This is a genomic window from Flavobacterium sp. (assembly GCF_046293665.1).
Taxonomy (GTDB): Bacteria; Bacteroidota; Bacteroidia; order Flavobacteriales; family Flavobacteriaceae; genus Flavobacterium.
The window spans coordinates 59,262-70,960 of the sequence record NZ_JBKBOL010000004.1 but is presented as its reverse complement, the minus strand read 5'-3'; the positions used below and the strand labels follow the sequence as shown (position 1 = coordinate 70,960).

The 11,699-nt window shown below is 32.4% G+C and carries 6 protein-coding genes; all 6 read right to left on the bottom strand.

Annotated elements, in window-relative coordinates:
* Positions 1–9: 9 nt before the first annotated feature.
* From ACK4R1_RS08000 to ACK4R1_RS07975, 6 genes are read right to left on the bottom strand one after another with little or no spacing between them, the layout of a single operon-like run.
* Positions 10–858, bottom strand: coding sequence for a radical SAM protein (locus ACK4R1_RS08000; RefSeq protein ID WP_409685568.1), 849 nt, complete (start codon positions 856–858; stop codon positions 10–12).
* Between the two features lies 1 nt (position 859).
* Complete coding sequence (locus ACK4R1_RS07995) at positions 860–1,741, bottom strand: hypothetical protein (protein WP_409685565.1); 882 nt, start codon at positions 1,739–1,741, stop codon at positions 860–862.
* Between the two features lie 20 nt (positions 1,742–1,761).
* Positions 1,762–2,490, bottom strand: a complete 729-nt coding sequence (locus ACK4R1_RS07990) for an abortive infection system antitoxin AbiGi family protein (protein WP_409685562.1) — start codon at positions 2,488–2,490, stop codon at positions 1,762–1,764.
* Positions 2,491–2,492: 2 nt separating this feature from the next.
* Entirely contained in the window at positions 2,493–5,060 is a 2,568-nt protein-coding gene (locus ACK4R1_RS07985) for a site-specific DNA-methyltransferase (RefSeq protein WP_409685559.1), read from the bottom strand.
* Positions 5,057–8,596 (bottom strand): AAA family ATPase, encoded by a 3,540-nt coding sequence (locus tag ACK4R1_RS07980; protein WP_409685556.1) that lies wholly within the window; start codon positions 8,594–8,596, stop codon positions 5,057–5,059. The genes ACK4R1_RS07985 and ACK4R1_RS07980 overlap by 4 nt, the downstream gene beginning before the upstream one ends.
* Position 8,597: 1 nt before the next feature.
* Positions 8,598–11,693, bottom strand: coding sequence for a BPTD_3080 family restriction endonuclease (locus ACK4R1_RS07975; RefSeq protein WP_409685553.1), 3,096 nt, complete (start codon positions 11,691–11,693; stop codon positions 8,598–8,600).
* Between the last annotated feature and the right edge of the window lie 6 nt (positions 11,694–11,699).

Here is an 11,699-nt window from a genome sequence, read left to right as displayed (position 1 = left end):
TTGATTCAACTATATTGGCGCAAACCCTGTTTTGCCAATTCCTAAATTAGGAATTAATTCTTGCATTACTTTCAATACTCTTTGGTATTCTTGTTCACTCCATTTAAATTCTTCTAATATTTTCATTGCTTCTCCACGTGTGCCTGCAACAAATTTACCTTTGTCTTTATGAAAAGGTTGTATTATGTATCTTGAAATTCCTGTATCTAATAAAGTTTGTGCAAACTCATAAGGGTTTTCAACCGGAAGTAAGGGTGTCATTGTTATACATGATTGGACACCAGCATCATGAACTTCTTGGATGGCTTTTAGCCTTTGTTTATTACCTGTACAGTATGGTTCAAATACTTTTCTAACTTTTTCACTATCTGTGGTTATGGTCATGTTAACCTGAATTGTTTTGAACTTTTTTAGCAAATCGATATCTCTTGTGACTAATTGGCTTCTGGTTTGAATAACTAATCGGACTTGATGATAATCTAGTAATTCTTTTAAAATGCTACGAGTAAGTTCTAATTCTTTTTCAATAGGCTGATAAGGGTCAGTAACGCTACTTAAATAAACGGTTTTATCTATTAAAGGTTTATTTCTGAATTTCATTAAAAGTGACAAGGCATTTTCTTTTACAGTTAACCATTTACCCCAATTATCCATCTTGTCTTTGTTTCGAGAAAAAAAAGCTGCATAGCAATAAGAGCAACCAAAGGAACAGCCCGAATATGGATTTAAAGTAAAGTCATAGCCTTCCATAAAGCCAGTTGCTTTAGTTAGAATTGAACTTGCAGAAGTATAATCAATAGACGTTGTACCGATTGATTTCTTTTTTTCTTCGTCGCCAAATAAATTCAATTGCTCCATGCTATAGTTCTGAATATTTTTCTCTTAACCAACCCATATAAATAACTGCCGGAATTATTTTTTTGTAGTCAGTATCATTAAGTCTCCACAATGCATATAAACCACCACTAATCCATCCGGCTGGACCAATAATCACACTAATAGCAGAGGTTAAAGCAGTGTAGGTAGCAAATGGCAAAGTAATTCCAATAGCCCCAGACAGAAATCCTAATGAAGTTGTAGCTAATAAATAAACTCCAAATCCTGAGGCTTGTGCTGCGGTTAAAGCGGCAAAGACTGAACCCACTTTGTATTTTGAATCGTTACTTTCCTTTTCTGCAATTTTCATTAACTCTTTTTCCAATTCATTTTTTTGTTCTGCTGTCATTTTAGATAGAGCTTCTTCTAAAATCTTAGCAGCAATAGCTTTTTCAATCTTATCTACTTCAGTAATTTTTTTATCTAGTTTTAGCTTTCTTTTTATTTTACTGAGAATGTCAACATAAGATATATCATTATCAAAAAACTCAAATAGGTTTTTACTATTGTTAATCAATTCCGGAATGATATCTTCTTTGGAGGCCGATTTAAGTTTTAGTATTTTAGATAATATTTGAATTTCTTCTTCATTGGCTTTATTTAATATTGCATAAAGTTCTCCCCATTTTTCGTTTAGAATTTTATATTTCTCCCAAGTTTTATTTATAAATAATTCCAAAAATATTTTTTGCCTTTCTAAGAAACCTCTTCTTGCGATTATATCCTTGTTAATTTCTTGCTCATCGATTTTTTTATAATCAAAAGTGACTTTTCCATCAGATTTTAATTTTTCACCATACTTCATTAAAACCACAATTTCATGAGGTGTAAAGAGTTTTTGCGGTAATTCCAATTGAAATTCCATACTTATAATTGATTTAATTACTAAAAATCTTTTTCTATCTGTCTGGCAGTAATAATCTTAGAAATTAACCTGTCTTGTTCTATTTGTGAAATTTTCAATCGTCTAATTTCATCAATAACTTTATCAACATCCGCGACTTGTTGTACAAAAATATAAGTAATGTCTTTGTATTCAAAAGGCAATAGATATTTGGTTTTGTCTTTTTCAAGTAAATCATTAACAATTGATAATCTTGTTTTTATAATTTCTTCTTCAGTAAAGTTTGAAAAATCTTCAAATTTCGGGTCATTGGGAATCCATCTCCATTCTCTTTCATCATAAAAACGAGTGATTAATCTTTTGCCATCAATACTAGATGAATAGGTTTCATCTAGTTTAAAATAGGGGAATAAACTGTTTGGATTGTTCTTAAAAATTTCTCCTTTTTTTACTGAACGGAGATATCTTAACATTGTGTCCGATTTTTTGTGTACATATATAACTGGAGAAAGGGAGTTTTGTTTTGCATAATTCTTACTGATTCCTATACCAAATTTCCCATAATGTGATAGGTGTTTTTTTATTAAACCAAGAGGAATATCACAAAAACACTTCATTGGTATACCAACATGAAAATGAATATCAGGTAACTCTTCATAAACATACCTAGCTTTAAATGTTTTTTCATTTAAAATTTTGAATAGCCATTCTCTTCTTTTAATGAAGTGAAATAAACTATCACTACTTATGTTTTGACTTACCTTTGCCATGTTTAAATACTTAATACTTTTGTACTTTCTTCCCCAAATTGGCTAATTACTCTTACTGCAATCTTTTGTCCTGCTTTTACCTCAAAAGGATGACTTTCAAAACCATATAAGCGGTCAAAAGCTTCGTCGTCGATTTCTATTTTTAGTGTGCGTTCAACATTTTTCTTTGTTTTTTCTTTAGCTAATTCGTCTAAACCTTTGCGCCATTTTTTGAACTCGTCTTTGTTACCACCACAGAAATACACTTGTTTTACTACAAAGTTACTGCCATCATAATCATCATCAACCATCCAATAGGCAATGTCTTCAACGTTACGAGCTTTGACAATGTCTTTGATTGGGTCGTAAATATCTAAACCGCAGATTTCAACGGTAGCTTGGTTTCCTTTTTTGTTCAATTGTACATCGGGTTCTCCAATAGTTACGAAGGATGCTGCTTTTTTATCTTTTTTCAATAAACCGTCTTGCATTAAATCATCGTGCATACGGACTTTAGTGACTTCAAATGATCCTACCGACATTGTTACGTTTTGATTGGCAATATCACTTTCAAAACTGAAACCTAATACAATTAGCCAATCAGCATCGCCACGTTGACGGCATGCTTTGACTGCTTCGTTTACCGATTGTTTGGCAACAGTTCCGAATTTTGGACCAATATGGAAATACGCCTTTTTTTCATTACCAGCGGCATCTATATAAAAACCTTCGGCATGTAAATAGGAATCTGCCAAACGTTCTACTCTTATGAAAATAGCTTGTTCATTTTTAATACCATTACGAACACCAGCCGATTTTAAATGCTCAAAAATGCGCTCTTCAAAACTACCATTATCTTCTGTTTTTTGAGTGCCATCATCAAGACTCTCAGGACTTACCGGTTCAAAATTTTGAAGAGTTTCTACGGTGAAAGGACCAGAAACGCGAAGCTTCTTTTTATCTTCAATTGGTTGGTCGTAAAGTGTTTCCTCATCTGCAGGTTCATTTTGAGCTAGAGATTTTAAAGTGATGTGTGGCACAGTTTTATAAATAAATCCTTGTCTTATATCAAGGCCGTTTTCATCATACATCTGATAATATGGATATATTGCAGTCATAAATCTTTGCTTAGCTATATTAATTGCAATACGTGAAGTATCTATTGTTATCCAACGACGACCCCATTGTTCAGATACAAACCCAGTAGTACCACTACCACAAGTAGGATCTAAAACCAAATCACCAGGATCTGTAGTCATTAATATGCATCTCTTGATTGTCTCCGTTCCAGTTTGTACTGTATAGACTTTATTATCTCCAAAACTTGACACACCTGTATCCATCCATAAATTAGTAATAGGAGATGCTGGAAAATCATCTAGATACCTAACATAGCCTAAACTGTTTGCTGCTACATGGATTCTACCTTTTTGACCTAAAACTTTTAGTCCATCTAGATTAGTCTTCCAACCTTTTTTATAAGTTTTTCCATTAAATGTAAATTCAAAGGGGGCATTTCCTTGTGATGTAAGATTGTCAGGATTATATATTTTTGAATCTTCAGGGATTTTAGAAAAATCTCTTTTTTCTTCAGCAGTTAATCCTCTTCTAGTTCCATCTTTAAGTTCAATCCAATTATAATTTTTAGCTTTATCATCCCCCAAAACTTTAGATTCAAACAACTGTCTATATTTAGTTTTTGTTATGTCCTTAGAGTACCATAAAATATGGTCTCCTTGATTTGCTAAGAAATTACTAGATAATCCTCCTGTTTTAACATAAAATATTTGCCTGCAAAAGTTCTCACTTCCAAATACTTCATCCATTACATTCCTAACTAAATGCAAATTATCATCGCTAATTTGTACGAAACAGGAACCACTCTCATTTAGCAATTCTTTAGCAATTAATAATCGGTCCCTTAAATAAGTTAAATAAGAATGTACTCCAAGTTCCCATGTGTCTCTGTAAGCTTTAACTGTTTCTGGTTCTCCAGAAAGGTCATCATCACTATCTGTTGATTTCATAGTTCTGTCGGAAATCTTCATTTGCCAGTTTCCTTTATATTTTATCCCATATGGTGGATCAAAATAAATTGTTTGAACCTGTCCAGCCATTCCTTCACGTTCCAACAAACTTGCCATGACCAAATGGCTATCGCCTTGAATGAGACGGTTACTCCAACCATCAGAGTGTTTGTAGTATTCGCTTACTTTGTCTAGTTCATCGCGTTCTAAAGCATTACCAAACAGTTCGTTGGTAGAGAACATGTCCAATTGGTTTTCGTCTCTTTTTTCAACAACAGTTTTGTATAGTCCTTTAATCAATTGCTCAGGAGCAATATGTTCATGGCGGTAAAGCGAACGTATGTCTACTTTCAATACATCTTCTCGGTCATCATTACCATATTTGTTCATCCAAAACAACTCAGGGTCTTGCCCACGGTGTATGACTGGGTTTTTAGGTAATTCTAAAACGTCTTTGCCTTGGCTCACTTTTTCGTTAGCGTTTTCATAGCCCGCTTCTTCTTTAGAAGGGATATGAGCACGAGTTGAATTGTGTTTTATGGAGTCTATTTTTTTATCACTCATGATGTAGTGCGATTTAATATTTTATTTATAATTGCTATAGCGTCTTTGGTCAGATTACCACCGTCTTCTGTTGTAATTAATTGTTCAGGAAAATGCTTGTTGTACCAAGCTTTTTTGTTTTTCCAATGGTTGTTGTAGTCTTCATTTTCTAATAATCCTAAATGTTCCCAATAGTATTCTTCACCTCTAATGGATAGAGTAAAATCAGGTAGATAAAAAGAACCATCTGGCGCTACTAATCTTTTTTCATATTCAAACTCAATTTCCTCTTGTTGGAGCAAATTAGCAATAATTACCTCAGATTTTGAACGAACTAAATATTCTGTCAATGTGCTGTGAATTCTACCTTCTTTAAACCAATCTTGATTTTCAATATACAACCATTCCAACGGAAGTGGATTAAATTCAAAAGTAGAAGAATTAATTCTTTTTAAATTTGATTTTTCAGGTCTACGCATATTGAGTAGGGTTGTATAATCTTCTTCTAAAAAGATATGCAATCGCTTACTAGCTCTAGTTAAACCTGTATACAAAAGTTCTGGTGATAAAAGGGTTACTTTTGATTTTGGGATTATTAAAATTACGTGGTCAAATTCGCTTCCTTGAGCTTTATGGACTGAAATGGCATACGCTAGTTCAATATTTTCAGCTACAGCATTGTCATTAGAAAAATCTATTAAATGATTAGTCTTTCTTTCAAATTTGACTTGAAATCCATTGCTGTTTTTTGATTTTAAATTATAATAATAACCTTTGTATTTTTCTTTGTCATAGCTATGTATAAAGACGCGACCAATCTCACCATTATAAACTTCAACACGACTATTTCTTCTAGTCTTTAAATCATATGAATAATAACTATCTCTTCCTGTTCTATTTCTAAACTGTATTACTTTGTCAAACAATGTAATACCATTTAGATTTCCTTTTTTATCTAGATTATATCCGTTTAAGTGCCTTTGGACTATTGAATTTATACTTTCAGTTCCGAAATATTCTCCTCGATAAGGAGAAAGAATTTGGGAGTTATCAATACTGATTTCTTGCTCTCTTAATTCATCAATTAGTCTATTGATTTTATTATCTAAATCATCTTTATCATTCCAAAAATAAAAAGAAACATCTTTATCAAATTCATCCATTTGAATTTCTTGAATAACCTTTTCTGCTTCTGCTTTTGCAAGAGAAGCATTTTCACCAGTTAGATTTTCTTGAATATATAATGATGCTAATCGTATAATTCCGTTCCCAGAATTATTCACTTGATTCAATAATTGTCTAAGATTATGTTCTAGCTTACCAATAGAATCAGGTTTGTCTTTCTTTAAGTGTTTTATAACATCGTCAAAAACTTTACTTCGTCCAATAGGAGGTAGCTGGTTAGCATCTCCAACAAGGATTAATCGTTTTGTCTTATTCCAGTTTACCGATCTAATGAATGCTGCAAATAAAGCCAAATCCATCATCGATGTTTCATCAATAATATAGGTTGTAAAATCACTTTCTTTTCTTCCTTTTTCACTCCTGTAAGTAAGATTGGTTCGCATCCAATTACGTTGTGTCAAAAAAGAATGAATTGTTATTGCGGTTCGACCTGTTTTATCTCTAATTCTGTCTGCTGCTTTACCTGTTGGTGCTAATAAACAAAATGATTCCGCATCACCAGAAGCAGATTCCATAGCTTTCATTAATTTTTCTAAAACAGTAGTTTTTCCTGTTCCTGCTCCTCCAGTAATTACACTAATGGGTTTTCTAAATACTTTAGCGCAAGTTACAACTTGACCCTGTATAGCTTCTTCATACATTTCAGAAGCATTTATAGCTAATTGCGATTCTGAATCATAGAGATAGTTATACCATTTTTGTTCGGTTATAGGTTTAATGATTTTAATCTCAGGTCTATCTATTAAATCATTTATTGTTTTTTCTATTTCACGCTCATTTAACCAAACTTCTTTTAAATAAAGATATATAGATTCTTTAAGTGTTTTAACAAACAAACTGTCCTTAAAAAAATCAGGGTTATTTAAAATATAATTTTTATTGAATTCGTATGATTTCCATTCGGGTAAATAACTTAGTTTTCTATTTACATTTTGTAGAACTTCATTGATTTCAATAAATGTATGTTTGTTTTCTCTTTTTAGTGTAGCAACTGTAAGTGATTTAAGTCGTTCTAAACTTCCTTTTTTAAATAAAGGTTCAAGACCAAGTTCAGGTGAAGGTATCATGCCATGGTCTATTTTGTTGAATGAGATAATATCTCCTTCAGTAGTACCTATATATTCTTGAGCAATAAGATATGGGTTTGTTATTATATTCTCAATACTTGATATAATTGAAAACTCTTCTTTATCTGCTGATAGAATGCGATTCCATTGTTCTTTGGAAAGTTCAATTCTTGAAAAACACTTAATTAATTCTTTAGTTGATTTATCATAATGATTGTTCCAATGGCTTTTATAATCATCTAAAATACTACTATCAATATCAAAAATAGTATCATTATTAGTTCCATCTAAAAAACCAAATATGCTTTTAAATGCTTCCTTGCTTTGATTTTGTTCTGCGTTGGTTTTGTAAAAAGGTAATAAACCGTGCATATCTGATGCATCAAGAAATGATGGTAAACCTGGATAAGCACCTCGTTTAATCCATAATTCATTCATTAATGATATGAGCCACTTTTCACGAATAGCCCAATCTTCTTCAGTATCTTTTATTTCTTTAAGATATTTAACTGATTCAAGTAATTGTTCAACAAGAAGTAGTGCATCATCATCAGTAATATGTCTTGCAGCATATTTAAAATTAGAAGTTTGTTCTGGGACAATCAAAATTCTATCTATAACAGCAGGATTGTCTTGATATTTTTGTAAAGGTAATTTAAAACCTTGCTCCGGATAATGACTACTTATTCCTCTTTGCCAAATAAAACCATTTGCATATAATTCTTTTATTTTATCTGTAGCATTTTCATAATACAATGTATTTCCTTTTTCTTTTATTCTTGATACACCTATCAGAACATACTTTTGATTGTCATCTGTGCTAAAAGGGTTGCTTTTATTGGCATAATAAAATACTAGGCTTTCATTATTTTTTAGTTCGTTGAAGAAATTTTCAGAATATTCGAGGCGTTTATTATAATCATATTGTCTGCCAGTTCCTATAGCTTTCACTTCGTCTCGATACATTTGCTCATAGGGCCAGATAAATGCAGTTGAAGGCGCTACGTCTATATCCATAGGATCAGCACCACCATTAAAAAATGAAGGAGGCGTTTCTCTACACACACTATGTTCTTTAGAAAATGTATTGTTACTGTAGGCACATGGCAAAGCTCCATCAATTTTTTTACAGATAAAACATTTCTCTCCGTTGACTTCCTGTAATTCTAATTGGCGTAGTTCTTTAATCCTATCGCCAGGATAAGATTGATTTCCAATACAATATGTATTATCCTCAGGATTCTTACATGCTGTACCGTCCCAACCATTTTGGTGCCAAGCTAATCTTAAAGTTAAATGAGTCATCCTAAAGACTTTTTATTTTATCAATTAATTGATTTTTGATATTTCTGACATCGTTTGCAATTTCAATAAAAAACCATTCGTCATAATTGTATTTTTCTCTAACGGCATTTACCGCAGGTAGCCAACGGTTTTCTACAAACCATTTTTTTTCTTCTTTATCTTTGTTCATTCCCGTAATTTCAATCATCAGGTTAGCCATTGAACCGTCTTTTCTTTTTACACGAGCAATAAAATCAGTATAGTACATTCGATCTTTACCATCTTTTACGTAAGGAATGACAAAGCCTAAGAACTGGTTTTTTACATAAGTATCAACTTCATCTAATTCCTCTAGTGTTTTAGCGCAAACGCCTTCCCAATCAGAATCCATGACTACAAAGTTGACATGACTTTTGTGTGTAGGATAAACATCTTTGGAAGTATTACCACCAACATGTTTTGTACTACCAAACTTGTTGTAATAATTAAAAACCGGTTTAATGTATTCCGAAGTGTTAATATGTGTATTTATGCCTCGACGTATATGGTCAACAATAATTTTAGGCGATTGAAAATATAATAACTTCTTGTAATTGTCATCTTTAATATTCAACAATAAAACTTTGTTGTCGTACCAATATTGTACAATCTCTTTAAGCTTGTTAAACTTTTGAAATTGGGGCTCATGCTCATCATTTGAAAAATGATATTTTAATAACTCTTTCGTTAGTAAAAAGATTATTTCATTCACTCTTTTTTCAAGTACTTGACTAATTTCCAAAAACTCTTCATCACCAGAAAATGCAGTCGCCATTTTGGTTATAGTAGGGAATTTAGAACCATCTATTTCATAGTTTTCAACGTCGGTAAAATCATATTGAATATCATCTTCATCATATTCAACACGATACCCTTCTATATTCGGAAACTCAATTTCGTGGGCTTTTTGTCTTTCCGGTATAGCTTTCACATGAGTATATTCCGGTGGGTCTACAGGTGATGCAGTTCCTCCTTTGAAAAATTTAAAGGGTACTCCGATGATATGAGCATATTCTGGCGGGAATTTTTCAATAACAATTTTACGTTTGTCATCAGTAGGGTTACCCTCTTTATCATAACCTTGTAAATAATAGTTCATTCTTCTTAAGGCACGACCAGCAACTTGTTCACACAATAATTGTGAGCCAAAAGCCCTTAATCCCATAATATGTGTAACGGTATTGGCATCCCAACCCTCAGTTAGCATTGAAACTGAAACAACACAACGAATGTGACCACCTAGTTTACCTGGTTCACCAACAGTATTTACAACTTCTCTCAGTATTTCAGCATCAGTAATTTTATTTGCTGAACCTTGCCCATGTAATCGGGCATAGTCTCTTTTGAATTCTTCTATTTCAGAATCAAATATTTTTTTGAAATCCTCACTTATTTGTCCGCCATCATCTAAGGCTTCAGAATCAATTATTAAAGTTGGAGATTTCTTTTTCAATTTACCCATATCATCATAATTCGAAAATAAATCATAATGACCTGTAACGGTTTGAACATTTCCTTTATCATCTTCAGTTTCATAACCTGCAATGAATTTATATAATTCTTTGGAAACCGAAGTGTTATTACAAACAGCAATAAAAACTGGAGGTCTAGAGAAAAAATTCACTTTTTCTTCACCTTTCATTCTCATATTGTCTGAGTACTCTTTGTAATGATTGTAGAACTGGTCTAAAGCTCCTTTTACTAAAGGTGGTAATTTAGGTGGTTCCTCAGTTAACTTTTTTCCTTCTTCTTTAGCTTCTTTTTTAGCAGTTCGTTGACCTTTTTTAGGCAAATCATCTTTTACATGTTCGTAAAGATTACGCAAAACGGGCATAGTTAATTCCTGCGTATTATCGCTTTCGGGTAAAAAAGGAATTTTTACTAAACCTGATTCGATAGCTTCTATTAAACCAAAATCAGAAACTACCCAACCAAACAAACTATAAGCATCATACCCCGAACCTTGTAGATAGTAGGGTGTTGCTGATAAATCATAAACCGCGGTTAGTTTGAATTTTTTAGCAAACTCTGTTAACCCAGTAAACCAAACGGCTGCTTTAGCATTTTCATCACCTTCAGTGTCTTTTGTTTTTCCTTTTTGCTTAGGTAAATAGCAGTGATGAGCTTCATCATTAAGAATTAGCAAACGACTTCCTGTTTTAAATTTCCCTAAAACACGTTTTACTACCTGATTGTAATCTTCTTTAGATTGGCCTTGTATTTCTGCAATTTTCTCATCTTTACTTTTTACCTTACCATCGTAAATACTCTTTTTGTTCCCTTGTAATTGTCTTTGTTCAAAAGCGTGGTAATTAGTGATAATTAGTTTAGAATTTAGATTGGCTAGTTGAGGTTCAAGATTTTTAGGAACTAAATCTCTGGCAGCATAATAATCAGAACGTTCATTTTTATTGGTTGACTTCTTATCTACAAATAAAACTCCTAAACGATCTTTAATAGTTACACCAGGGGCAACTATCAAAAAACAATCTGCAAACCTAGTATCCTGACGGTATTCTTGACGATTAAAGTAGTGGTATAGTATCAGCGCACCCATTACAACTGTTTTACCGGAACCGGTAGCCATTTTAAATGCTATTCTTGGTAATTGTTGATAGATATCGTTACTGACACCTTTATGGGTATCCTTTATTTTATTAATGATGTTTTGTCCTGCATTAGATTTTTCAGCAACTTCATTCAACCAAATAGCTGTTTCAATTGCTTCTCGCTGTGCAAAAAAGAGTTTTTTTACGGCATGTCTATCTGAATTATTGAACCAAAATAGTAATAACTCTTTTGTTACTCTAGTTGTGTTTGGATAGTTTTCTGCTCTCCATTTTGCAACATTATCCCTTGTTAAGTTTACTAAATGAGTTTTGTAATCCTCAGAAAAATCATTTACTTCAAAAATATCTTTTTGTGAACCTTGTTTTGTTGGGATTGCTCCTCCCATATCAGGCACAAAAATTCTTCTTCCCGGTTTGATATCTTCATAATCCAATTCACCTTTAGAATTGGTGTTGTAATGTAACTTAGGTTCGTCGTAAGGACTATTTAGAATTGGATTGTTATTCATTATATA

Excerpts from the sequence above, each read along its gene's own strand:
- ACK4R1_RS08000 (WP_409685568.1), bottom strand. The coding sequence starts at position 858 with ATGGAGCAATTGAATTTATTTGGCGACGAAGAAAAAAAGAAATCAATC.
- ACK4R1_RS07995 (WP_409685565.1), bottom strand. The coding sequence starts at position 1,741 with ATGGAATTTCAATTGGAATTACCGCAAAAACTCTTTACACCTCATGAA.
- ACK4R1_RS07990 (WP_409685562.1), bottom strand. The coding sequence starts at position 2,490 with ATGGCAAAGGTAAGTCAAAACATAAGTAGTGATAGTTTATTTCACTTC.
- ACK4R1_RS07985 (WP_409685559.1), bottom strand. The coding sequence starts at position 5,060 with ATGAGTGATAAAAAAATAGACTCCATAAAACACAATTCAACTCGTGCT.
- ACK4R1_RS07980 (WP_409685556.1), bottom strand. The coding sequence starts at position 8,596 with ATGACTCATTTAACTTTAAGATTAGCTTGGCACCAAAATGGTTGGGAC.
- ACK4R1_RS07975 (WP_409685553.1), bottom strand. The coding sequence starts at position 11,693 with ATGAATAACAATCCAATTCTAAATAGTCCTTACGACGAACCTAAGTTA.